Raw genomic sequence first — 23,135 nt, 5'->3', positions numbered from 1 at the left:
TTTTCGGAAAAAGAAAGTGTGCTTGTGTGCTCAATCTTCCTGAGGGCGCAGCATCAGCCAGATCAGCGCGCCGCCCGCGAGCATCAGGAAAGGCGCCATGGCGAGGTTCACGCTGGTCCAGCCGGTGACGGCATCGCCACCCGAACAGTTCATCAACCCGCCAGAAGCCAGAGAGGCCACGGTCACACCGCCAAAAACGATCAGGTCGTTCATGCCCTGCATCCGGCCGCGTTCGTGTGGTTCATGCGCGCCTGCAAGCATGGTCGTGGCGCCGATGAAGCCGAAGTTCCAGCCGACACCCAGCAGGATCAGTGCGACGAAGAAGTTTTCGAGGTTCACGCCCTGAAGCGCGACGGCGCCGGCACCGGCGAGGATCAGCAGGCCGGTGGCGACGATCTTTTCCACGCCGAAGCGGGCGATCAGGTGGCCGGTGAAGAAGGACGGTGCGAACATGGCAAGCACATGGGCCGTGACTACGTCGGCGGCATTGTTCTGGTCGAAACCACAGCCGACGACGGCGAGTGGCGTCGAGGTCATAACGAGGTTCATCAACGCGTAAGAGACCATGGCGCAGATCACCGCCACCGCGATGCGGGGCGTGGTGATGAGTTGCCAGCGGGTGCGGCCCTGAGGCGCGTCGGCGGCGGGGACCTTGGGTTTGGGGATGTTGATGAACAGGAACAGCGCCGAGCCGATCACGTTGATCAGGATCACGCCGAGGTAGGTGCCCATGAAGGGGATCACCATGCTGTCTGCCGTCACCTTGACCAGCTGTGGGCCGATGATGGCCGAGGCCAGCCCGCCTGCCATGACATAGGAAATGGCCTTGGGACGGTAGTCGTCGGAAGCGGTGTCGGCGGCGGCAAAGCGGTAAAAGCCCTGTGCGCTCATGTAGATACCGGTCAGGAAGGACCCGACGAGGAAGATCGTGAAGGAGTTCTGGTAGAGACCGTAAGCGCCGATCGCGCCCCCCAGAGCACCGCCGGTGGTTCCGACAAAAAAGCCGACGCGACGGCCATAACGTTGCATGATGGTCGAGAGCGGCGTTGCCGCGAGCATCGAGCCAACCACGATCAGAGAAATCGGCAGCGTGGCAAAGCAGGCATTGGTCGCCAGCGATTGCCCGGCCAGCCCGCCAATGGTGAAAATCATCGGCATCTGGGCGCCAAGAAACGCCTGGGCCAGTACCAGAATCAGCACCGTGCGGCGCGCTTTGCTGTCGTCAATATCGTGGCTCATGGGCAAAGCGTTAGCTTGTTAAGCGATGAAGGTCCAGAGGTTGCCGATGTCGCACGGGCGGGCTTATTGTGGCGGGCGCGACAGGGAGCAACCAATGAGCGTTGGGCGGATTATCAGGACGGACGACTGCGTTGCGGAGGGGGCGGCGTGGCTGGCGGCGCGTGACGCCCGCTTTGCGCGCGCCCTGGACGAGACCGGGCCATTGCCGTTACGGCTGAGGGCGGACGGGTTCGAGCAGCTTTTCAGCGCAATCATCAGCCAGCAGGTCAGCGTGGCATCGGCCAATGCGATCTGGGCGCGGCTTAAGGCGGCGCGGCTCACGGGACCTCGCAAGGTGCTTTGGGCGAGCGAGGCGGATTTGCGCGCCTGTGGGTTGAGCCGACAAAAGATCCGTTATGCCAAGGCCTTGGCGGAGGCGCGGATCAATTATGGTGCTTTGCGTGAAACGCCGGACGCGCAGGTGATCGCGACGCTGACCGAAGTGACGGGGATCGGGGTCTGGACCGCGGAGGTCTATGCGATGTTTTCGTTGGGGCGGGCGGATGTGTTCGCGCCGGGGGACCTTGCCTTGCAAGAGGCAGCGCGGGTGCTGTTCAATCTTGAGGCTCGACCAAGTGAAACGGCGCTGCGCGCCATGGCCGCAGAGTGGACCCCGTGGCGATCGGTTGCGGCGCGGCTTTTGTGGGCGTACTACCGGATGGTCAAGGACAGGGAAGGGATACGATGACTCGCGTTTTGCAGACAGGCCGCAAGGAGCCGGTTTCCGGCACCACCAGATCCGCCGTGATCTTCCTGCACGGGTACGGGGCCAATGGCGCCGACCTGTTGGGGCTGGCGGATCCCTTGGGAGAGCATCTTCCCGATACGTTGTTTCTTGCCCCCGATGCGCCTGAGGAAATTCCGGGCATGCCTTTTGGCCGCCAGTGGTTCCCGATCCCATGGATCGACGGGTCTTCGGAAGAGGAAAGCGAGCGGGGCATGCGGGCGGCGGTTGACGATCTCAACGCCTTTCTGGACGCGGTGATGGTGGACGAGGACTTGCTGCCCGAGCAGGTGGTGCTGTTCGGATTCAGTCAGGGCACGATGATGAGCTTGCATGTCGGGCCGCGCCGCGAAGACGCGCTGGCGGGAATCGTGGCGTTTTCAGGTCGTTTGATGTCACCTGAATTGCTGGAGGACGAGGCACGGACGAAGCCGCCGATCCTGCTCGTGCATGGGGACATGGACGATGTCGTGCCGGTGCAGTCGCTGCCCGAGGCCGCCGAGGCGTTGCAGAAATCCGGGTTCACGGATGTCTATGCCCATATCATGAAGGGTACGGCACACGGGATTGCGCCGGATGGATTGAGCGTGGCCTTGGCCTTCATGCGCGACAAGCTGCATTTGTAAGCGCTTGTGGCGCCTGATGATCCGTCATGCGCCTGTTACGAAACCGCTTTAGCTATTGTGATGTCCGCCATAGATCGTGAGGCTTGCCAGATGCAGGCCACGAGATATAGTGGAGCAAAGTGCTGGGGCGGGGCTCCTGCTTCGGTGCCGGAAGACGGGCAGACCGGGCGGAGAGCGACTCATCATGGACGGCGATTTCAGGACGGAATTTACGAGGCACCCTTCAGGGCTGCGCCAGCATCCTGCGCTGGTCCTGAATGCGGATTACCGACCGCTTTCTTACTATCCGCTGTCGCTTTGGCCTTGGCAGGATGCGATCAAGGCGGCCTATATGGATCGGGTGGACATCGTTGCCGAATATGACGAGGTGGTCCGCAGCCCCTCGACGGTGATACGGATACCGAGCGTGGTTGTCCTGAAAGACTATGTGAAACCTCAAAAGCGCGTGGCCTTCACGCGCTTTAATTTATTTTTGAGGGATGAATTCCGTTGTCAGTATTGCGGTGGTCGGGGTGATCTGACCTTTGATCACGTGGTGCCGCGCGCGGCGGGCGGGGTGACGAGCTGGCAGAATGTCGTTGCGGCCTGTTCGCCTTGCAACCTGAAAAAAGGCTCCAAGAGCCTGCATCGGGCCGGAATGCATCTGAGAAAACCGCCCCGACAGCCCGGTGCGGAAGAGTTGCGGAACCTTGGCCGTAAGTTCCCGCCGAATTTCCTGCATGAAAGCTGGATGGATTTTCTCTACTGGGACGCGGAATTGCAGGCGTGAACGAGAGGAGCGCCCGAAGAGCGGCCGCACTGCTTTGAGCGCTTTTGAGCGCTGACGCGCGAATGGGGGGCTCTGCCCCCGCCTCAGCAGGGCTGAGACTCCCCCGGGATATTTCTGGCAAAAGGAAGGCGAAATGTCGTCCGGTTTTCCTTTTGCGGGAAATATACCGGGGGTGTCGCATGAGGGCGACGGGGAGCTGGCCCCCCGCTTTTCAGGCTTTGGCGCGTTGCAGCATTCCGAAGAGATCGCGCGGGTCGTCCGGGTCGGCAAGCATGTCGAGGTCGATGTGATAGGGCGTGTCGCGGACCTTGTCGCGGATGTAGCGCAGGGCGGAGAAATCCTCGATCGCAAAACCGACACTGTCAAAGAGGGTGATCTGGGCGGCGTCGCGGCGTCCGGTTTCCGTACCGGTGATTACCTTCCAAAGCTCGGTGACGGGATGGTCGGCGGGCATCTGTTGGATTTCGCCCTCGATGCGGGTCTGTTCGGGGTATTCCACGAAGGTGTCGGCGCGGGTGAGGATACCGGGGGCGAGCTCTGTTTTGCCCGGGCAGTCTCCGCCGATCGCGTTGATATGTACACCGGCCCCAATCATGTTGTCGGTCAAAATCTTGGCATTCTGCTTGTCGGCGGTACAAGTGGTGATGATCTGGGCGCCTTGGATGGCGTCTTCCGGGCTGGTACAGATCACCACGTCAAGACCGCTGTCGGCCAGGTTGCGGGCGGCCTTGCGCGTGGCGTCCGGGTCCTTGTCGAAGAGACGCACCGATTTGAGCCCGACAATGGCTTGCATGGCGAGCGACTGGAATTCCGACTGGGCACCGTTGCCGATCATCGCCATGGTGTCGGCCCCTTTGGGGGCGAGGTACTTGGCGGCAAGAGCGGACATGGCGGCAGTGCGGAGGGCGGTCAGGAGGGTCATTTCGGTGAGCAGAACCGGGTAACCGGTGTAAACATCGGCCAGAAGGCCGAAGGCCGTCACGGTTTGCAGCCCTTCCGCAGTGTTCTTGGGGTGGCCGTTCACGTATTTGAAACCATAGGCCTCGCCATCGGAGGTGGGCATGAGTTCGATCACGCCGACATCGGAATGGGACGCGACGCGCGGGGTTTTGTCGAACAATTCCCAGCGGCGGAAATCTTCCTCGATATAGGCGACTAGATCCTGCAGCATCTGGTCTATGCCGATGTGATGTACGAGGCGCATCATGTTGTCGACGCTGACGAAAGGCACGAGGGCTTTGGCGGAAGGTTGGGTCATGGTTTTCGTCTCTGTTGATCAGGAGAAGCTGCGGGTGGTGCGGTCGAAGACACGGCGCCCGAGTGCAGAGGCGGCGAGATCGACCATGAGCTTGGCGGTGCGGCCCCTTTCATCGAGGAAAGGGTTAAGTTCGACGAGGTCCATCGACGTAAGGAGGCCGCTGTCATGCAGGAGTTCCATGACAAGATGGGCTTCGCGCACGGTGGCGCCGCCCGGAACGGTTGTCCCGACAGCGGGTGCCACGGACGGGTCGAGGAAATCGACATCGAGCGAGACATGCAGCAGGCCGTTGGCTGCCGCGACCTTGGCGAGAAAGGCATTGAGAGGTTTCGCAATGCCGTGTTCGTCGATTTCGCGCATGTCGTGGCAATGGATGCGGGTGGCTGCGAGGGCCTCGTGTTCGGCGGCATCCACCGAGCGTAGGCCGATCATGCAGATATTTTCTTCGGGCACCGGGTTTTCGACCGTAGGAAAACCATCAAACCCGTCGCGGCCTGCGAAATAGGCCACCGGAGTGCCGTGCAGGTTCCCGGAGGCCGAGCTCTTGGGGGTGTGAAAATCGGTATGGGCATCCAGCCACAGGACGAACAGCGGGCGGCCCTCACGCGCGGCATGGTTGGCGACCCCGCGCACCGAACCGGCAGACAGGCTGTGATCGCCTCCAAGGAACAGGGGAAAGCCGCGCGTCATGGCGGTTTCGGCGGCATCGCTGAGCGCGGCTGTCCAGCCGATGGTTTCATTGAGCGCATAGGCCGGGCTGTTGGGGTGATCCTGATCATGGGGCGCAGGCGCACAGTTGCCCAGATCCACGACCGCATGGCCGAGGTCGCTCAGGCTCTCGGCGAGCCCGGCGGTGCGGTAGGCATCCGGGCCCATCAGGCAGCCGCGACGACGTTTGCCGGAATCGACCGGGGCGCCAATCAGAAGGCAGGTTGTCGGAGTCATGGAAGAATTACCTGTCGCGTGTTTCGTTTCCCTATAGATGCTTCCGAAATGCGCGCATTTGGACTGGATATTTTGGTCAAAGAGGTGGTAAATCGTCCGAAATGAATGGGAACCTTGCCGATATGGATGATGTGGACCGCAAACTGATCTCGGCGCTCAGGCATGATGCGCGCGCGTCGCTTTCTGATCTGGCGATTCTGTTGGGCGTTTCGCGTACCACCGTGCGGGGGCGGATTGAACGGTTGCGTCAGCGCGGGGATATCGTCGGTTTTACAGTGGTTCTTCAGGACGATACCAAGCGTGACCCGGTGCGCGGGTTGATGATGCTGGGAATCGAGGGGCGCGGGACGGATCGGATCGTGCGCCAGCTTTCGGGCATGACTGCGGTGCGCGCCATTCACGCGACAAACGGGCGCTGGGATCTGATCCTGGAGCTGGGCACCGAAACGCTTGAAGAACTGGACGGCGTGTTGGGGCAAGTGCGTCGGCTTGATGGTGTGGCCAACAGTGAGACCAGCCTGTTGTTGTCGACGCGCAAGTCCGGTTAGCGGGCCGACATCCGGGCGGCGATGATCCACAAAACTGCCGCACCCAACGAAAAGATCGCGTTGAGGTTGGCCATTGTGACGCCCAGCATCTCCCACGGGATTTCATCGCAGCGCACCATGGGTGCGCTCATGATCTGGTCGAAGAGTTCATCTGCGGACAGGCCATCAATGCTGGACGAGGTGCAGGTGGAGGGGCCTTCCCAAAGCTTGCGTTCCACGCCGCTGTGATAGACCCCGATGACGCCCGTGATCGCCGCAGAGAGCGCGGCGAGATAGGGGAAGATAGCGCCACTGATGCCCAGTGCCATTAGGCCGAACCCTGCGGCGGCCCAATGCGGATAGCGCTGATAGTAGCAGAGTTTGCATGGCGGGTAGCCAAAGACATATTGGAACACCCACGCGCCGAGGATCATCGAGATCGAGAACGCGGTCAGCAGAAGGATCAGGTTGCGACGGGAGAGAGTCATCAGAGATACCTCACGAGCAGGAAGCCGCCGAACAGCAGCACAAGAAAGACGGTGGCGACGAGGCCAAGGCGGTTTTCGATAAAGTCACGCACCGGCGCGCCAAATTTCCAGAGCAGAGCCGCCACAAGGAAGAAGCGAATGCCTCGGGCGAGGATCGAGGTGGCGATGAAGGTGCCAAGGGGCATGGATGTCCAGCCCGACATGATCGTGATGACCTTGAACGGAAACGGTGTCACACCAGCGCCCAGCACGGCCCAGAAGCCGAAGTCGTTGAACCTGGTGTTGAATTCAGCCATGGCGTCGGCCTTGCCCAGTGACGCCAGGATCGGCTGGCCGATCTGTTCGAAGGCCAGAGCGCCGATGGCATAGCCCAGCAGCCCACCGAGCACCGACGAGACCAGCGCAACCAGCGCAATCAGCCACGCGCGCGAGGGGCGGGCGAGAATCATCGGGATCATCAGAACATCCGGCGGAATCGGAAAGAACGAGCTTTCGACAAAGGAGACAATCGCCAGCGCCCAAATCGCGCGAGGATGATCCGCGAGACGCATGGTCCAGTTGTAAAGCCCTTGCAGCATTGGGTTTCCGCTTTCCTGCCTGTTGCTCTTGCCTAGGGAACTGCGCGCGAAGTGCAAGCAAATAATCGGTATGTCACGCGGGTGTCATTTGGGCTGGACGTTGCCGCAGAGCTTGGGTAGATCAGGGACAAAGAGGCCCAAGTGGCGGAATGGTAGACGCAGGGGATTCAAAATCCCCCGCCTTTGCGGGCGTGCCGGTTCGAGTCCGGCCTTGGGTACCAATGATCTTCGGGTCATGCCTCTTATCCCGACAAAACAGCATCAGTGCCATGGACCTTTTATGGACAGAAGTCTGATTGCGCCGAGGCGCGGCGATTGTGTCAGGCGCTTTGTGCCGCGCGGTAGGCCGTGATTTTTTCTTCGAGATACTCGGTCGCGCTCACGCCGCGTTGACGCGATTGATAGGCCGCGGGGCGCGCCAGCGGGACGGCGTGCATCTTGGGATCAAGCTGTTCCATGATCTCATTGTAGAACTTGGTGCGCATCCGTTGTTTGCCATCCACCCGCATCGACGTCTTGAAAATCAGGCGATCGCTGCCCGGTGCGACATAGAATTGCCGGTTATAGCCATGGAAATTGGCCTGCGGTGGGGCCGTGGTCAGGTCCATGTAAGTGAAATCGTGGAAATGGCGTTCGAAATCATAGTCGAAGCTGGCCGCCCACTCCTTGAGCTGGACCATCTTGCGGGCGCGATCCGCGTCATCGCCAAGGCCGATGCGGATGCGTTCCAGCGTGAATTCCATCTGTTCTTCATAGGATTCGGCCCGGCGGGGCCACCAGCGGGCGGTGGCAATCTCGAGGAAGTTGCCGCGCAGCCAGACGCCACCCGGATCAAGTTTGCGGGCAAAGCCGCGTTGCCACCAGTCATCCCCCATGTGCATCAGCCCGGAAGCGACCGCGAAGCGGTGGCGCAGTGGAATGGCGCGGCGTTTGCGCGGCAGGAAGCTTCCCCGGAATCCATCGTCGGGAACCTGTGCGAGGATTGGCTGGCCGACAAGGGCTGCCAGTTCCTCGGCCACGCGCAGATCAAGCGTGGTGATATAGTTGTTGGCGTAGCAATAGAGCTGGATACCGGAGTCGGTCAGATCAGGACAGGCCGCGAGCAACATGCGGGAATCGCGCCCGCCGGAAATCGCGAAATAACCCGACAGGTTGTTGCAGAAGGCCGCCATGAGCTGCCGCATGCGGTGCGTCACGATTTCGGCGGCTTCGCGCATGTCCATCGGGGCGAAATCTTCTTCACCGGGCCAGAAACGGTGCTCGGTAAAATCGGAGAGATCGACATATCGGTTGGCGAGAAGACGGCGCACGTGCGCATCGCAGGTTTCGCCAAAACCGAAGCCACCGGGGGGCAGGTTTGGATCGAATGCGGGCAGAAGGGCCGCAAGCGGTTCATCGGCCATGATGTCGTCATGCAGACGGTAATTCGGGCTTGGGTCGATGTCGCGGTCAAGACAGAGGAGCAGGCTTGAGGCCAATGTCCGGGTTTCCGGGTCGTAAACGACACCATAAGAGCCGACGGGGTCGTGATAGACCCGTCGTACCGGCTTGGTGCCGGGAAGATCGAGCAGCACGACATAGCGGCCGCTCAGCCAACGCACCCAGTCCTGGAGCTTGTCGTCAAGGGCGTCGTCATATTCGGAAAGGTCAAGGCGGTGGCGGGCCGCAAGCAGCGTACCTTCGGCGTCGACTGCATGACCAAGAACCAGTCCCAGCGGTGTGCCTTCGATCGAGGTGATTTCGCACAGGGGAAGGTCGGGGCACAGGTAGAGGGTGCCATCTGCAAAGGGTCGCCGGCCAAAGCCGGGCAGAGCGCGTTCAGACGGGGAAAGAACGAACTGGTAGTGGAAGGTGGACTCGAACTGAAGCCCCAGCGCGTCGCAATATTTTTGTCCCAGAAACAGGGAGGGAGTGCCTGACATAACCTGTACTTTTTAACCGCTCTTTTTTCGGTGATCTTGGCACAGGCAGGTGATTTCAGCCAGAAAAAAATGGGATTCGTACCCGTTTGGCGGGGTGGGCAGGGGCAGCTTGATGGCTCAGGGTGCGTCGCTGGGGTTTGTCTGAGCCTGGATCGCTTCGGCAAGAACCTCGGCGCTTGCACCCGCGTTTGTACTGTTGCTTTCGATGGCATTGGTGGCGCGCACCCGGACTTCGCGCACGGCGACGTCGATGCCTTCTTCACGGAACATGCGGCGGACCGCCTCGTAGACCACCCGGCGGAGCTGGAACTGTTCCCCGGGGCGGCATTTGAACTTGGCGCGGACGATCATTGCGCTCTCGTCCATGCGCACGACACCTGCCGATTTGAGCGGTTCCACGAAGAGATGACCGTGCACCGGGTCTTCGCTTAGCTGCTGGCCCAGCACCTTGAATTTCTTGCGCAGGCTGTCCGTGTCCGTGTCGAAAGGCACGCGGAAGTCCATCTTGAAAATGGCCCAGTCGCGAGAGTGGTTCGAGATCGTCTTGATCTCGCCAAACGGTACCGTGTGGAGCGCACCCTCGGTGTGGCGGATGCCGAGGCTTCGAATGCCCGCGCGTTCGATGGTGCCGATGGCCACACCTGTATCGACGAAATCCCCGACGCGGAACGCGTCATCCAGCAGGAAGAACACGCCTGAAATCACGTCGCGTACGAGTGTCTGGCTGCCCATGCCGATGGCGAGCCCCAACACACCGGCCCCGGCAAAGAGGGGAAGCACATCGACACCGATGGCCGAAAGGCCAATCATGCCTGCGATAATGGCGATGGCGACAAGGGTGATATTTCGGATCAGCGGGAGCAGCGTGGCCACGCGTGTCTGGCGCACCGCGTCGGTTTCCCCGGATTGCGAAGCACTGCGTTGAAGCATGCGTTCCGAGCCGATGGCAACAAGTTGCCACAGCACATAGGCGATGAACAGGGTGACGCAGAGTTGCGAAAGGGCCGGCACGACCGCCCCGGCGCGCCCCGTGACAAAGCCGGACCACGGTCCGCTCCAGAGGCGCAACAGCACCAGAAGCGTGATCACAGTGGCGCTTGCCCGTCCAAGGCGGGCAAAGAACTGGGCAAAGCTTGGCATGTCTGGATGTTTCTCGCGTTCGGGTGCGCGGGAATCCACGCGCGCGGCCCAGTCATCAAGCGCAAGGCATGCGGCGGTCAGCGCCATGAGGGCAAAGAAGCTGAGCACCGCGAGGCGGTTTGCTTCCATCCGGCCCAGCAGCAGGAGGATTGAAGCAGCGAACCATGAGACCACCACGTAAAAACTTACCAGAAGGTGCCAGATACTGGCAAAGGACGACCATCCACGCCCCCGGTCGCGCCCATCGGACCCCTGGCGAAAGAAACCGGCAATGGCGCGGCGATTGGCAAAGCAGGCAAGGATGACCGCCATCGCAATGAGGGTGCGCGTGATCAGAACGAAGATCAGGATCGCGTTGCGCTCCATGCCGCCTGATTGGAACAGCGTTGCGGTTACGACGAAGAAGATCGCAAAGGCGGCGATCAGAAGCGCGTGCCAGTAGAGGCGACGGGCATCCGCATTTGACAACATGACAAGGCGCATCTCGGGCTTGAAGGGGGCAAGAACCTGTCGCGTGCCGATTGCGAAGAGCCGTACGCCGAGGATGGCCGTGAGATAGGTTACGACGACGGTTTGAGCGACGGGGTCGGATTGCGTGCTCATCAGGAGCGGCCAGCCGCCCAACACAGCAAAGATCAAGAGTCCAACGAGATTGGCGCCCAGCCAACCGAGGCGATGGCCAAGGCGGATACTGCCGTCGCGATTGCGGGAAAAACTGATGCGGTTGAGGATGGTGCGAAACAGCAACTCTGCGATGATACCAAGTCCGAGGTAGAACGCAGAGCGCCACAACAGGCCGAGGGTCGAAAAGCCGCTGGCATCGAGCCGTTCGAAGAACAGGGCGACTTCGGAGGGGAACCGCCCGAAATCATCGACCAAACCTGCCAGCTGAAGCGCGGCGCGGGCGGAGGCGGTTGTCAGAAGGTCAAAAACCGCGAGCGTGTTTCCGAAAAAGTCGTCGGTGGAGATTTCGGGTGTCGTTTCTGCGGCGAGCGCGGCGCCCACAGGCAGCAGCACAGCCAGCACCAGCATGATTAGGCGCATTTTCCGAGTGTCCCCATATTCCGTCCCGATGTCAGAACGCTAACCACAAACCTTTGATGGGACAAGATAAACTGTTTTGCCATCGCGGGGCTGCGTGTTAGCGTTCCTTCAGGAGGACGCGCAGTGGCCCGGATCCGGGTCTTTTTGAACAGGTGTTTTCCATGAAAATGGCATTGAACGGGAACCGGACTTGGGGGGATTCCTTGATGCAACGTGTTAAGGCCTTTGCGCTGATCCTTGGGGTTGTCGGCGCCAGTATCGCGGCGGCTCAGGACGTATCGAAAGTGCCGCAAGTGGCCCTGCTTGAGGCGTTTGCAGAATTTGAAGAAACGCGGAAAAGCGATCCGCAGGCTGCCCTTGAGATTGCGGATAGAATGTTGGCAGAAGCCGAGGATCCCGACCTGAGGTTGGTTTTTGGCCGTGCAGCCTTGGACGCGGGTGACGGGGCGCGGGCGCGTGCCTATCTGGAACCTCTGGGCGTGCAATTGGAACGGGCTGACCCGAGGTTGACCGAGGTGCTGGATCTTCTGGTGGCGGCGTTCGACCTTCTGGGGCTGGAAGAACAGGCGCTTCAGCATGCGCTGGCCGCTTATGACACGGCCGAGGCGCGACTTGGCGCGGAAAACCCGGCCCTGCTTGCGCGGCTTGACGCGCTGGAACCGCGGGCGGAAAAGCTACAACCAGACCTTCTGCCGCTGATCGCCCAGTTGCGTGCGGCGATACCGACTAGGCCGCCTCTGAAAAAGACGATGCGGGCCGAGGGCGATCCGACGGCTGTCGAAGTCTGGTATGGCACCAACCGGGTTGCGACCGGATCAAAAGATCCCGCGCAGTTTTATGGTACCGCGCTTGGCGAATTGAGCGTTGGAACCCTAACGGTGACGATCCCGCCGGGGCATCTGGCCGGGTTGATCGAACGTCCGGAAGGTTGGTTTTTCACAGATCACCTCGATCCGGACAAACATGTGGTTCTGGCCGGATTGCAGGAACTGACCCGTGATGCCTTTGCCGAAGGGTGCTGTGGTGATCAGGACCGGATTTTGTTCGTACACGGGTATAACGTGACGTTCCATGACGGTGCGCTCAGGGCGGCGCAGCTGGCGTTCGATCTCGAATTTCCGGGGCAGGCGATGTATTATAGCTGGCCCTCGAAGTCGTCGCTTTATGGATATCTGAGCGACTCCAACAATGTCGTGCCGTCGCGCCCGGCGATGGAAGCTTTCCTGGAAATGGCCACACGTGGGAATGGGAAGCTGCACATCATCGCGCATTCCATGGGCAACCGCTATACGCTCGAGGCGTTGGAGACCTTTCTGTTGCGCAACCCGGACAGGCGTATCGGGCAGTTGATCCTTGCGGCACCCGATGTCGACCGGGCCGAGTTTCAGGCGCGGTTCGGCGGTATTCGGGACAAGGCGGATGGCGTGACGCTTTATGCCTCGCGGCATGATCTGGCGTTGCAGGTGTCGCGCCGGGTGAACGGCGGCTATCGGCTTGGTGATGCCAATGGGGATGTGGTGCGTCTTGCCGGGCTGGACACGGTTGATGCCTCGCAAATCGAGGCGGATTCCCTCGGACATTCCTATTTCGGTGACGCCCCTCAGTTGCTGGGTGACATTCTTGGCGTGGTGCGGCTTGGATGGGCTCCGCGTGAGCGTTGTGGCGTGGCCGAGCGTGAAAGCGGAGCGGGAGGCAATGTCTGGGATGTTCGCCCTGATGGGTGCCCGGTAGAACAGATCCGCACAGCGGGTGATCTGATCCGGAACTATGGCGGAGATGCTTTGAAGGAGGCGCGTCGGCGCTTTGACAAAGCACCGGGTGACCGGATGGATTTCTGGCTGGGTGTGCTGGACGTGGTCGAGGCCCGTTTGGGGGAGTAGGCGCGCCAACGAGCGCGCCGGAAGACTGGAACGATTGGAACTTGCAATGAAAAAGACATTCTGGGCGGCGTTGTCGGTATTTGTCCTGACAACACAGGGGACATTCGCGGCACCGGAACCTGACCCTACGGGGGCGGTGTCAGCGGAAGGGATCTATATCGCACCGAATGTCAGGGAGTTGCAAGGCGCGTTTGTCGGGGCCAACGCTGACGCGGCAGACGCACGCATCGGCCAGTGGATCGCGCTCAAGAACGCAGGGCAGTTTCGCGGGCTGATCACGGCGACTGAAACGGACATGCGCTCAGATGCGCCGCACGCCTATGCCCCGCATGTGTGGAGCTGGGCGCAGTGGAAGCTGGGCAGTCTGACCCCCGATACCTTGCCTGAAATCCCGATGGACCTTTCGGAAACCCTTGGGTTGGCAGCGCGCGGGTTTGCCTATGAACAGGCGGACCGCGACGGTCTGCTCGTGGGGCTGGCCGACGACATTCTTGCACGCCCGGCGCCGGACTACTGGTTGGATTACGAGGTGGCCTATGCCGCCTGTGCGACGGATTTCTTTTCGCTTTGTCGCCAGATCGGGCGGCGCCTTGTGGAGCATTTTCCGGGAGATTTCGGCGCGGCCTATCTTGTTGGCGACTATGCGCCGGGTGATCCCCTAGGAACGATGGCATGGCTTGATGGGCGACCCGAACTGAAAGAAACACCTGCCGGTAAACTGATCCTGTGGATGCTGTCGCGACCGGATGACACGGCAGCGGATCGGCTGGCCTTGTCCGAATACTGGCTGGAACAGGCGCCACAGGACCCCAACGCGCTGCGGCGTCTTGGTTATCAGCAGGAGACACTCAAGCATCTGGATGCGGCGCTTGGGTCGTTCCGGCAAGAAGAGACGGTCTATCCGTTCCGGGATGCTCAGGTGCGGATTGGGCGGGTGCTCGCTGCCCAGCGCAGGTTTGACGAGGTTGTGAGGGAAACGCGCGACTGGGCGATCGGTGTTGAACCCGAAGGAGCCGTGCTGGGGCGCACGGCGCGGGCCCTGTTGCGGATCTATACCCATGCGGGGGAATACGGCCTGTTGCGTGAAGTTGCTATCAAGGCGCTTGAGACAGAGCCGGAAGATGATCTGCTTCGTGTCTTGTTTGGCACGGCCTTGCGTCAGGAGGGCTTTCCCAACGAGGCGGTTGTGACATTGGCGCCGGTGTTGGAAAAGCACCCAACCCATTATGAGGCCGCCAACCAATTTGCGCGCGCGCTGGACGCGGCGGGCCGGCCGCGTGATGTTTTGGATGCGGTCGCTCGGTATCGTGCGGCAGGCGGGTTGCCCAATGACGGCGTACTGAATTATTGGCACGAAGCTTTGCTTGATCTTGAGCGCGAGGATGACCTCGTCGAGGTTCACGAGATCTTCAAACAGGAGTTGCCCGAGGCCTCCTGGTTGCAGGGCAATGCGGCCTGGGCGCTCAACAAGTTTGGACGCACCGACGAGGCCTTGGCAGAGATGCAGCGCATCGTCATGCAAGATCCGGCTTCGAACTGGCGGATTGATCGTTTGGGGGATTATGCGCGCGCGACGCTTGGGGACGCCGGTGCGCGCGATCTGATGGCCCAATTCCTTGGCCGATACCCATACAAAAAAAACGGATGGCTTCAGTTGATCAAATCAAGCGTCCCGGTGCTTGAGACGTGGGAAATCGCGATCAACAAGAATCCGCGAAGTGGATTTCCGGTCGTGGAACTCGCGCAGGCGATGGCGAAGGAGAACCCGTCCGACTGGCAGGCTGTGCAGGACCGCTTGCAGAGTGAGATCGAGCGGTTGCTGGCCGCAGGGGCGCCAGATTCCGAAATTGCGTTGGTCTATGCCGAGCGAGGTCGCCAGATCGACGACGCGTTGCTCAACAACCATGCCCACGATCTGTCCCTGATTGGTCCGGCGAGCGACGACCTCGACCGTGCGCGTGACCTGGGGATAGGTCTCGATGATTACTGGAAGTACCGCTACTATCTGCTGAGCCGTGCCGGAGCTTCTCGAGAACTGACCTTTGCCGCGTTGCGAAGGATCGACACGCACCCTGATGACCGGGATTCCTATGCGCATCTGTTTACCGCGGCTCCTGCAGAGCACCTTGGCAATGACGCGCAGGCTTTGATCTATTTCCATCGGTACCTCGATCGCCAGCCGCGATCGTCCAAACGGCTCAAGGAGATGGCACTTCGCCATAACAAGTACGGCGGATCGCCTGTCGTCGCGCTTAGCCTGTTGGACCGGGCCAAACGATGGGATCCGAATGTGGATGTCGATGAGGAAACCGAGAACGCCTATGGGACATTGGGTGCGCATAAGCGTTTTTTTGACACCCGCTACAACCGAGGGACGCAGGTTTCGAACTCGCTACGCTATGTAAACTGGTTCGAACGGGCGCGTGCCGACACCGGCAACGAACAGCTGACAGTCAAATCGCTCGATTTCGAGACGATGAGCGTCGTTCAGATTCGCCCGGACGGGCTGGAATGGGAGCGCCGGTATCATCCGGTCACAGGGCGGTTGCTTGGGTTCCGGCTGGGCGCCGTCACCGGCGAAGTGCGCTATACTGAAGATGGTTATTTGCAGGCCATGGAAATCGGGCGCAACGCCGGAATCGAGCTGGGCTATGCACCGCAAGGGGAAGGCGGGCTGGAGCGGCTTATTACCTCAATGCGGGTGGCCGACGGGAGCGAACTGACGCTGGAATATGGCGATCTTGGAAAACCGACGCGGATTATCGTGGTTGGCATGGGGCATCTGGACGTCACTTATGATGACAGCGGCGAGATCGCCAGCGTCAATGCGGTAATGGACGATGGATCGGAGAGCGGGTTTGGCTTGTCGAGCAGGATCAACGCGGCCTTTGGTCAATTGAGCACCCAAGCTCGCACCCTGCGCGAAGTGCAGTTGGGCGATTTTTCCGGGTTGAGTGCTGATGATCCGCAACTGGATGCGTTGCGCGCGGCGCAGGCTGACGTGTGGAATGCACCTGATTTGGCATTTTCGGAGAGGGTCGACGCCGATCTTGCGCTGGCGCGCGCCTTGCTGGACAAGGTGGCCGATCACCCGGATCACATGGGCGAGGCAGAACGCACACTGAGCGAGGTTTTCTTTGGCTTTTCCTACATGGCCGACCAAGAGGATATCTCTGCGGATGACCTGCCGGCGGCGCATCGTCAGGTCATCGAAGCGATACGCCTGTGGCGTGGGCTGATGATCCGGACGCGGCCCGGAGGTGTGCCACGGGATATCTGGCAGGTCTGGGGAGAAATGCGCGATTGGATCGGATCATTGTCCCCTCAGGACCCCGAAACGATCGGAGCGTTGGCCCGGCTGCGGGCCGAGATGGATCAGGGGGGCTTGCGGGTGCTGTCCGATGTGGGTTGGCTCAAGAAAACCCACCTGACAAATCCCGGCTTCTGGCGGATGCACCGCACGGATGAGGTGTTTCCCCGGGTTCTGAGCGAGCGGGGCGTGCGGCTGCGCGACATTCTTGTGCGGCGCAACGGGGACGTTGTCGTGGTGAGCGACAAGGGATTTGCCGTGCTTCGGCGCGGGTTCTGGGAGTGGTTTGGCCATGATGCGCAAGCTGAGCGATTCTCGGCCTCGGCGGATGTGTCCGAGTTGAGCGGATCGTCCAACCTGTCGGCGGTCGTGGAGGACGAAAAGGGACGGCTTTGGCTTGGGGGGCGGTCCGGTCTCTTCATGCTGGAGGGCGACTATGACGCGCCGCCAAGGCTTTGGCGGAGTGGTGAAGACGGGTTCCCCGCTGGGAGTGTTGACGCGCTCGCGGTCAATGCACGAGCGGTCGCCGTGGGCACCAATACCGGTTTGGCTGAGGTAGATATCGAGACGCTTGCGCATGCCATGGTCGAGTCCACACCGGTCGAGCGGCTGCGTGCGCATGACGGCGGTTGGTTGGCAATGGGGCGCGACGGGATGTGGTGGCAGTCAGACGACACCCGCCGCATATTGACCAACTTTCATGTCCGTGACGTCTTGGGGGACGAATGGTCGGAGCGGCTTTTTGTTCTTCGTGGCGATACCTTGATGGAGGCGCCCTGGGACAATTCCGCGACGGAGTTGCTTGAAACCCGCATTGTCGAGGGGCAGGAAACCATCGAAGCCAGCGACGTTCCCTTTGGTCTTACGCGGTTGGCGCTCGATGAATACGAAACAGCGCTGGCGGTTCTGACGGATCGGGGCGGGGCCGTCATGGGCGACGGGGTGTTCGAGAGTTTTTCCCAGCCTGGAGCAGATCGACCCGTGGGCATTGAGAAAGCCCATGAACGTGATGGTCGGCTTTACATGATCACGTCGCAAGGGGTCGCCGGGATCGTGCGCGGGCAGGCCACTTATGCAACGACTTCGAGGGTTCACGACCTGCTCAGCGATCCTGAGCTTGGGGTGACTTACGTCGCGCTGGAACACGGGATCGACGTGGTGGATCATGCCGATGACAGCGCGGAGGCAGAGTATTTTTCCGGCGTGAATGCCCGCATTCTGGAACCGGCCCCGGATGGCGCGCTGATCACGCATGATGACCTGACGGTATTGCGGTTCGATCGCGGTTCGCTCAGCCCAAGAGAATTGTTCTCGGCAGAGCAGACCGGGCCGGATGGACCGCGATATGCCGAAATCCAGGACATTCTGGCGGCAAGCGACGGCACGATCTGGGCCGTGGCGGGGGCGAGCGTCTTCCGATGGCGCGAGGGGGAAGAAACACGGGAGTATTCGATGTTCCTGAATGACCCTGATTATCCGGTGCGATCGGACATGTTGTACGCGATGCATGAACATGCGGATGGACGCATTCTCTTGGTCGCGTCGAACGAAGGGCATCGTACCTATCGCAACCGCAACATGATCGGGGGGCTGTTCGAGCTTCGGGGCGATCAGTTCGTGAAGGCCGATGTAGATGTTCTGGGCAGCTGGTTCTTGCGCAGTTTGACGCGAATTGATGATGATCTCTCGATTGCGGGCACCGCAGGCGGGTTCGCCCGGTTGCGCAAGGGGGCGTTGGATGAGTACGACCGGATTGAGGACAGTTCCTATCTTGCTTTGAAGGACGTGCAGCCCGCGTTGTATCTGGGCACTGAGGGCGCGCGATTGGGCAAGGACCTTTGGTTGTTTGGTTCGGCAGGTGGCGTGGTGGCCTACAAGGCGGGGACCTGGTTCCACGCGGATCGCCTGAACTGGATTTTGCCGCGCGCTGACCTAGCCAATTACGGTGCGCGCACGGTGCATGCGATCGAGACCGATCCGCGAGGCCGGGTCTATGTCGGGACGGATTTCGGGCTGACGATCTATGACCCGGAGGGCGCTGGGGCCGAGTCTTTCCTGATTTCGGAGCAGCGGGGGGATTATGCCTTTTCTGCTTTGGAGCAGGACCAGATGCAGAAGGTCAACGATATCCTGCTGGACGCGCTTCCCGAGGACAGTGAGGCAGGCAAGGTTGCCACTGCTTTCCGCAAGTCACGCAAGCAGATCGTGGCCTTGGAGGAACAGCTGACCCTGGCACAGGCTTCGGGCGCGCCGCAGGCGAGCAAGATCGAGAAAAAGCTGCTCAAGGCGCGCCAGCGCGACATTGCTATCCTGGCACGTCTGGAAAGGGACCAGCCGGCATTGTTCAACATGTTGCAACTCAATCCTCTGGACCTGCGCGCGCTTGGTCAGCGTTTGCCTGATGACGTGATGGTGGCGCAATACCTGCCCACGGACGAAGCCCTTTACATCAACCTTGTGGGGGCGCAGGGGGCCGTTCTCAAGACCGTGACCCTCTCCAAGCGCGACCTGGAGGCACAGGTCAAAAGCGTCGTTGGTGCGATGGCGGCGCAGGCGCGGGGGCAGTTGCGTGGCTTTGGCACCAAGGTCGGCAAGGCCGCCAGCACCGAGGATGCACCGCGCGCTGCAGAAGCTCTGGAAGACACGGCGGCGGCGGTTGCGACGGTTGAGACCGGTGCCGCTGCGCTCGAGGCGGGGCTGCACTGGCTTTACGAAGCGCTGTTGCGTCCAATCGAGCATGACGTTCCAGACGGAACGACGCTGGTGGTTTCGCCCAACGGAGCGCTGGCCTATTTGCCCTTTGCCGCGCTGGTGCGCGAGATCACGGAGCAGGGGCCACAATATGCGGTTTCGCATTTCGATCTGGCCACCGCGCCCAGCCTTTACGCTGTCGACATGATGATAGACGCGGTGCCGTCGGCGGCGTTCTCACATGTGGTGTTTGGTGACCCTGACGGAAGTCTGCCCCACGCGCGCGAAGAGGCCGAGCAAATTGCCGAGATCCTGAGCGAAGACATTGTCGAACTCAGGATTGGAGAGGAGGCAACCTACGAAGAATTGCTCGACTATGCCGGGGATGCGCGGTTCGTGCATTTGGCGATGCATGGCAAGCTGGATCATCGCTCACCCAAGGACAGTTATCTTCTTCTGGCCGACAACACGCGGATGAGCATTCCCCAGATCATGACCCTTCCCATGCAGGAAGTGGAACTCGTGTTCCTGTCCGCATGTGAAAGTGGGTTGGGGACCGATGGACTCGAATACAGGACGATTGCCCATGCCTTTGCGCATGCCGGGGCGCCGGCGGTGATTGCGACGCTGTGGCAGGTGGATGATGCCGCGACACGCACGCTTGCTGAGTCTTTCTACAGTTCCAAGATGGAAGGAGAAGGCAATGCGGCGGCCTTGCGCGCCGCGCAGCGGGGCATGATCGAAGCGGGCGGCAAACATGCACGGCCCGGCTATTGGGCGGGGATGGCCCTGTTTGGCAAACCCTAGGGCCGCGCGCGCCACGCGGCCCAGTCTTCGGGGGTGTCGAGATCAGTCAGGGCGTGGGTGCCGGGCAGGGGGATCATCTGTGTCTCTCCCTGAAAGCGGCGCAGCACGGGTCTGGCGCCGGTGTCGCCGCTGATCCGCTTCAGCGCGCCAAAACAGTTTTCGGGAAAGATCACCGGATGACCGGGGATGCCGTCGGCGCTGGTGGCTTGCAGCAGCGCGGTGGGCGCAGCGTTATGGGCTTCTATCATGGTCATGAGGTCGTCTCTGGTGATTTCAGGCATATCCGCGGGCAGGATCAGCGCGGCGGTGCAGTCAGCGGGCAGGGCAGCGATCCCGGCGCGTATGGAATGAGCCATGCCGAGATCGGCGTCATCGACAGGAACCCGCAAAACCGGAAGGCCCGACAGAGCGGCGTGCCGTTCACCGGGTTCGGGTGGCAGGCAGACCGCGACGGGACAACCGGTGGCCTGCGCCCGTTTGGCCATGGTTGCTATCTGCGGTGTTCCGTTGACGTCCTGCAACAGCTTGTCCGCGCCGCGCATGCGCGAGGAACGTCCGGCGGCTAGGAGCAGGATGGTCAGCATGTAAGCATGATTGGCCTGTGTTGCGTCGGAGGCAAGGGGAGGATGCCTCCGGTGGGAGTATTTTTGGCAAAATGAAGAGCGGATCAGCCCCGCATCCGGGCGCCGTCGGAATCAAATAGCGGGTCGGTGATCAGCGTAGCGTTGCGCATGGCGCCGAGGATTTCGATTTCAACCTTCAACCCGGCCTTGGCCTGTGACGTGGGCACGAAGCCCATGGCGATGGATTTCTGCGCGTGGTGGCTGTAGCCGCCGGAGGTGCAGAAACCAACCACCGAACCGTCAAGCCAGATGGGTTCATAGGCGTTGACGTCTGCATCGTCGGCATCAACCACGAAGGCACATAGTTTGCGCGCGGGTCCGTTTTCGCGTTCTGCTTCGGCAGCGGCGCGACCGATAAAGTCAGTGTTCTTGGCGAAAGAGATGAAGCGGTCCAGTCCGGTTTCTGCTGCCGTGTAGTCGGGAGAGAATTCGCTGAGCCATGAGCCGAAGAACTTGTCGAGGCGCAACGACATCATTGCCCGCATGCCAAAGGGCTTCATGCCAAGGGGTTCGCCTGTGGACCAGAGTGTGTCCCAAAGGCTGCGTTGGGCCATCGGATCGCAGTAGATCTCAAAACCGAGATCGCCGGTGTAGCTGACACGTTGCACGAGGCAGTCGACCATGCCCACCGTGAGGTGACGCAGGTCCATGAAGCGCATGTCGGACATGTCCGTACGGGTACAAGCCTGCAGAACTTCGCGTGCCTTGGGGCCCGCGATCTGGAAGCCGTTGAGACGGTCGGAGATGTTTTCGACTTTGACGCCATCGGCCTCGTTCTGTTCGAACCAGCGCATGTGATACGCTTGGCTGCCGTAAGATGCGGTCAGTTGGAAGGCTTCATCGCTGAGGCAGGACACCGTGAAATCCCCGATCAGGCGGCCTTTGGGTGAGAGCATCGGTGTGAGCGACAGGCGGCCCGGTTTCGGGATGCGGCCTGCCATGATGTGATCCAGCCAGTTGCGGGCATCGGGGCCGGTAACGAGGTATTTGCCGAAATTGTGCACTTCGTTGATGCCCACGCCATTTCGCACGGCCGAGACTTCGCGCGCGGTGGCGGCAAAGGCGTTGGAGCGACGGAACGACGGAGTTTCAAAACGCGGTTCGCCCCCTTCTGCAAAATAATTCACTACTTCGAGCCCGTATTGATGGCCCCAAACGGCGCCCATGCGGTCGAAGAGATCATACATGGGGGTTTGACGGAAGGGCCGCGCGGCAGGGAGTTCTTCGTTGGGATAGGAGACAGAGAAGCGTTTCTGGTAGTTCTCGATCACTTTGGGGCGCGTGTAGCCGGGGGTGATCCAGTCTCCAAAACGGGCGCAGTCCATGGCGAAGGTGTCGCGTTCGCATTCGCCTTCGACCATCCATTGCGCAAGCATCAAACCGACGCCACCGCCCTGGCTGAAGCCGGCCATGACGGCGCAGGCGGACCAATAGTTGCGCATGCCAGGTACGGGACCGACCAACGGGTTGCCGTCCGGGGCAAAGGTGAAAGGGCCGTGGATGACGGATTTGACGCCGGCTTTTTCCAAAGCGGGGAAGCGTTTGTAGGCGAAGGCGATGCTGTCTTCGATCTTGTCGAAATCATCCGGCAGCAGCTCATGGCCGAAATCCCAGGGCGTGCCGTCGACCGCCCAGGGACGGCAGGGTTGTTCGTAAAAGCCGATACAGAGGCCGCGCCCCTCTTGCCGAAGATAGCTTTCACCGGCCGGGTCCATCACATGGGGGTGTTCGCCGCCCGCGTCGATGATCTCGGCGATCATCGGGATTTCATCGGTAACGATATACTGGTGTTCCATTGGGTGCAGGGGAAAGTAGATTCCGGCCATTGCACCCACTTCACGCGCCCACAGGCCCGCGGCGTTGACTACGTGTTCGGCGTGGATCGTTCCCTTGTCGGTGACGATATCCCAGGTGCCGTCGCTGCGTTGGTTCGTTTCGATGACCTTGGTGTGGGTCTGGATCGTGGCGCCGCGCATGCGGGCGGCCTTGGCATAGGCATGGGTCGTGCCGGAGGGATCAAGGTGGCCGTCGAGCGGATCATAAAGCCCGCCGATGATGCCGTCCGTATTGGTGACAGGGGCAATTTTGCGGATTTCCTCGGGGGTGACGATCTCGGTTTCGAGCCCCATGAAGCGGTGTTTGGCCCGCTCGGCAACAAGCATGTCGAAGCGATCCTGGTTGTCGGCCAGCGTCACACCACCGACATGGTGCAGACCGCAGGACATGCCGGTGATGTCCTCCAGTTCCTTGTAGAGGCGGATCGTGTAGCCTTGCAGTGCGGCCATGTTGGTGTCGCCATTCAGGGTGTGGAACCCGCCCGCCGCATGCCATGTTGAACCTGATGTCAGCTCGGAGCGTTCGAGCAGCATGACATCGGACCAGCCGAGTTTCGTGAGGTGATAGAGTACGGAACAGCCGACAACGCCGCCGCCGATCACGGCCACTCTTGTGGTGGTTTGCATGGGAGACCTCCGGGATGGTTTTGATCATGAAACGGCCAAAGTGGACTGTGCGGCAAGTCTGAA

Annotated in this window: 15 protein-coding genes and 1 tRNA gene; 7 read left to right on the top strand and 9 right to left on the bottom strand. The window is 61.0% G+C overall.

Annotated features, from left to right (window positions below):
- Positions 1-30: 30 nt before the first annotated feature.
- Entirely contained in the window at positions 31-1,239 is a 1,209-nt protein-coding gene (locus ACS3QZ_RS05095; protein ID WP_456036856.1) for an MFS transporter, read from the bottom strand.
- Between the two features lie 94 nt (positions 1,240-1,333).
- Between ACS3QZ_RS05095 and ACS3QZ_RS05090 the strand changes: the two genes are divergently transcribed.
- From ACS3QZ_RS05090 to ACS3QZ_RS05080, 3 genes are all read left to right on the top strand, one after another.
- Positions 1,334-1,966: a DNA-3-methyladenine glycosylase family protein gene (locus tag ACS3QZ_RS05090; protein ID WP_456036855.1), complete on the top strand. Its 633-nt coding sequence runs from the start codon at positions 1,334-1,336 to the stop codon at positions 1,964-1,966.
- Positions 1,963-2,628 carry an alpha/beta hydrolase gene (locus ACS3QZ_RS05085; RefSeq protein WP_456036854.1) on the top strand — a complete coding sequence of 222 codons (666 nt, stop codon included), beginning with the start codon at positions 1,963-1,965 and terminating at the stop codon, positions 2,626-2,628. The genes ACS3QZ_RS05090 and ACS3QZ_RS05085 overlap by 4 nt, the downstream gene beginning before the upstream one ends.
- 184 nt (positions 2,629-2,812) lie before the next feature.
- On the top strand, positions 2,813-3,397 hold the full coding sequence (locus ACS3QZ_RS05080; protein WP_456036853.1) for an HNH endonuclease: 585 nt from the start codon (positions 2,813-2,815) through the stop codon (positions 3,395-3,397).
- A 211-nt stretch (positions 3,398-3,608) separates the two neighbouring features.
- Here ACS3QZ_RS05080 and ocd read toward each other — a convergent pair whose 3' ends face one another.
- On the bottom strand, positions 3,609-4,655 hold the full coding sequence (ocd, locus tag ACS3QZ_RS05075; protein ID WP_456036852.1) for an ornithine cyclodeaminase: 1,047 nt from the start codon (positions 4,653-4,655) through the stop codon (positions 3,609-3,611).
- An 18-nt stretch (positions 4,656-4,673) separates the two neighbouring features.
- The gene (rocF, locus tag ACS3QZ_RS05070; RefSeq protein ID WP_093094314.1) at positions 4,674-5,600 is read right to left on the bottom strand and encodes an arginase; all 927 of its coding nucleotides are present in this window, start codon (positions 5,598-5,600) and stop codon (positions 4,674-4,676) included.
- A gap of 122 nt (positions 5,601-5,722) precedes the next feature.
- On the opposite strand from rocF, the gene ACS3QZ_RS05065 reads away from it, so the two are divergent.
- A complete protein-coding gene (locus tag ACS3QZ_RS05065; protein ID WP_456039308.1) occupies positions 5,723-6,148 on the top strand; it encodes an Lrp/AsnC family transcriptional regulator in 426 nt (141 codons plus the stop codon).
- On the opposite strand, the gene ACS3QZ_RS05060 is transcribed toward ACS3QZ_RS05065, so the two are convergent.
- On the bottom strand, positions 6,145-6,615 hold the full coding sequence (locus ACS3QZ_RS05060) for a disulfide bond formation protein B (RefSeq protein WP_456036851.1): 471 nt from the start codon (positions 6,613-6,615) through the stop codon (positions 6,145-6,147). The two genes, ACS3QZ_RS05065 and ACS3QZ_RS05060, sit on opposite strands and share 4 nt — an antisense overlap.
- Positions 6,615-7,193: a YqaA family protein gene (locus ACS3QZ_RS05055; protein WP_456036850.1), complete on the bottom strand. Its 579-nt coding sequence runs from the start codon at positions 7,191-7,193 to the stop codon at positions 6,615-6,617. Before ACS3QZ_RS05055 ends, ACS3QZ_RS05060 begins: the two co-directional genes overlap by 1 nt.
- A gap of 135 nt (positions 7,194-7,328) precedes the next feature.
- On the opposite strand from ACS3QZ_RS05055, the gene ACS3QZ_RS05050 reads away from it, so the two are divergent.
- Positions 7,329-7,414, top strand: a tRNA-Leu gene (locus tag ACS3QZ_RS05050).
- Between the two features lie 99 nt (positions 7,415-7,513).
- Here the strand turns inward: ACS3QZ_RS05050 and ACS3QZ_RS05045 are convergent.
- Positions 7,514-9,115, bottom strand: coding sequence for a hypothetical protein (locus ACS3QZ_RS05045; protein WP_456036849.1), 1,602 nt, complete (start codon positions 9,113-9,115; stop codon positions 7,514-7,516).
- Positions 9,116-9,232: 117 nt separating this feature from the next.
- The gene (locus tag ACS3QZ_RS05040) at positions 9,233-11,299 is read right to left on the bottom strand and encodes a mechanosensitive ion channel family protein (RefSeq protein ID WP_456036848.1); all 2,067 of its coding nucleotides are present in this window, start codon (positions 11,297-11,299) and stop codon (positions 9,233-9,235) included.
- Between the two features lie 206 nt (positions 11,300-11,505).
- Between ACS3QZ_RS05040 and ACS3QZ_RS05035 the strand changes: the two genes are divergently transcribed.
- Both ACS3QZ_RS05035 and ACS3QZ_RS05030 read left to right on the top strand, forming a co-directional pair.
- Positions 11,506-13,179 (top strand): alpha/beta hydrolase, encoded by a 1,674-nt coding sequence (locus tag ACS3QZ_RS05035; protein WP_456036847.1) that lies wholly within the window; start codon positions 11,506-11,508, stop codon positions 13,177-13,179.
- A 46-nt stretch (positions 13,180-13,225) separates the two neighbouring features.
- Positions 13,226-19,987, top strand: a complete 6,762-nt coding sequence (locus ACS3QZ_RS05030) for a CHAT domain-containing protein (protein ID WP_456036846.1) — start codon at positions 13,226-13,228, stop codon at positions 19,985-19,987.
- On the opposite strand, the gene ACS3QZ_RS05025 is transcribed toward ACS3QZ_RS05030, so the two are convergent.
- Positions 19,984-20,571, bottom strand: a complete 588-nt coding sequence (locus tag ACS3QZ_RS05025; RefSeq protein ID WP_093094306.1) for a nucleotidyltransferase family protein — start codon at positions 20,569-20,571, stop codon at positions 19,984-19,986. The genes ACS3QZ_RS05030 and ACS3QZ_RS05025 overlap by 4 nt on opposite strands.
- 83 nt (positions 20,572-20,654) lie before the next feature.
- Positions 20,655-23,072 carry a GcvT family protein gene (locus ACS3QZ_RS05020; RefSeq protein ID WP_456036845.1) on the bottom strand — a complete coding sequence of 806 codons (2,418 nt, stop codon included), beginning with the start codon at positions 23,070-23,072 and terminating at the stop codon, positions 20,655-20,657.
- Between the last annotated feature and the right edge of the window lie 63 nt (positions 23,073-23,135).

It is taken from the genome of Shimia sp. W99 (genome assembly GCF_053851455.3).
This window is presented reverse-complemented; position numbering and strand designations above follow the sequence as displayed.